This is a genomic window from Phytoactinopolyspora endophytica, assembly GCF_004138495.1.
Classification (GTDB): domain Bacteria; phylum Actinomycetota; class Actinomycetes; order Jiangellales; family Jiangellaceae; genus Phytoactinopolyspora; species Phytoactinopolyspora endophytica.
The window spans coordinates 156,631-158,468 of sequence record NZ_ML142851.1 but is presented as its reverse complement, the minus strand read 5'-3'; the positions used below and the strand labels follow the sequence as shown (position 1 = coordinate 158,468).

Below are 1,838 nucleotides of genomic sequence, written 5' to 3'. Positions count from 1 at the left end.
CGATGCTCGACCATGGCGAGCGGTCCCTGCACGACGTGCTCGACACGTGCCGGCACGACGCCGCTGCCGAGGTGCTCGTCGTTCCGGTCCAGGTTCCCCGTGACCGTTACCTCGAGACGTGGATCGACAAGGCCATCGCACACTGGCGGGAGAAGGCAGAAGGTTCGGCGTCGAATGTCCCTGAGGTACGTATCGGTGTGGGTGCGAGCGAGACCGGGGAGATGGTCCAGGCCCTCCGCGCGGCGGTGAACGGCCCGAGCCGCACGGTCACCGCATCGCCGGAGTCGTTCCGCAGCCCGAGCTGGTCCACGATCGGCGGGCACCGTCACCACGTCCTCGTCTGCCGCGGACCGCGCTGCTCGTCGCACGGGAGCCCGTCGGTCGCCGCCGCGCTCGGGGAACGCCTGCAGGACGGACCTGTGGGATACGACGACGTCCTGGTCACCAACACGGGCTGCCTCGTCCCGTGCAACCTCGGGCCGATCGTCGTCGTCCAGCCCGACGACGTCTGGTATACGGCGGTCGACGCCGACGCCATCGGACGCATCGTCGACGAGCATCTGGCCGGCGGCCGAGTCGTCGACGAGTTGTGCACGCCACGCAGCACCACCCAGGAGGAAGCATGAGCTCTCGCTACCCGTTCACCGCCGTCGTCGGGATGGAGGACCTGCGCCTGGCGCTGATCCTCTCGGCGGTGTCGCCGTCGACCGGCGGAGTGCTCGTGCGCGGCGAGAAGGGCACCGCCAAGTCGACGATGGTGCGTGCCCTCGCCGGGCTGCTGCCGCCGGTGCACGTCGTCGCCGGGTGCCGGTTCTCGTGTCCTCCGAAGAACCCGGATCCCGCGTGCCCGGACGGGCCGCATGGTGACGGCGACGACTCGCTGAGCCGCCCGGCCCGCCTGGTCGAGCTCCCGGTCGGAGCGTCGGAAGACCGGGTGCTCGGCTCCATCCATCTGGAACGCGCGCTGTCCGAGGGGGTGACCGCCTACGAGCCGGGCCTGCTCGCCGCCGCACACCGCGGCATCCTCTACGTGGACGAGGTGAACCTACTCCACGACCATCTCGTCGACGCCTTGCTGGACGCGGCCGCCATGGGCCAGGTCACGGTGGAGCGCGAGCACGTCTCCGTCTCACACGCGTCCCGGTTCGTCATGGTGGGCACCATGAACCCTGAGGAGGGCGAGCTCCGGCCTCAGCTGCTCGATCGGTTCGGGCTCACCGTGGAAGTGTCGGCCAGCCGGGACCCGGCGACCCGGGCCGACGTCGTGCGTTCACGCCTCGCCTACGAGGCCGACCCGGCCGGGTTCGCGGCCCAGTACGCCCAGAGCGAGCACCGGCTGTCCCGGGAGATCGCTGCCGCGCGAGAACGGCTCGGCGACGTGAACCTCACCGACGCGGCGTTGCGGCAGATCACCGAGGTGTGTGCCGCCTTCGAGGTCGACGGGATGCGCGCGGACCTGATCACGGCGCAGACGGCGATCGCGCACGCCGCCTGGTCCGGCCGGAGTGTCGTCGAGACGGAAGACGTGCGGGCCGCGGCCCGGCTGGCGCTTCCGCACCGTCGTCGGCGGAATCCGTTCGACGCCCCCGGCGTCGACGACGAGCACTTGGAGCAGGTCCTCACCGACGCCACGCCCGACGACCCGGGACCCGACGACGATAACGATCCCGGGCCCGACGGCGGCCCCGGCGGGGGCGCACCGCCGAACGACGGCGCCGGAGACGGGCCGACCGACAGCTCCGCAGCCCACGCCGATGACCAGAGCGCCGACAGTTCCGGGACACCTGAGCCGTCGGCGCCCGATGCCACCACACGCGACCCCGCCCAGGGCGGCGCGC

Annotated in this window: 2 protein-coding genes; both read left to right on the top strand. The window is 71.9% G+C overall.

Going from position 1 to position 1,838, the window contains the following annotated elements:
• On the top strand, positions 1-626 hold a 626-nt coding region (locus tag ELR45_RS06615; protein ID WP_129664478.1), incomplete at its 5' end, for a (2Fe-2S) ferredoxin domain-containing protein.
• Positions 623-1,838, top strand: a 1,216-nt coding sequence (locus tag ELR45_RS37065) for a magnesium chelatase ATPase subunit I (protein WP_240759234.1), incomplete at its 3' end; no start/stop codon positions are given. The genes ELR45_RS06615 and ELR45_RS37065, both read left to right, overlap by 4 nt.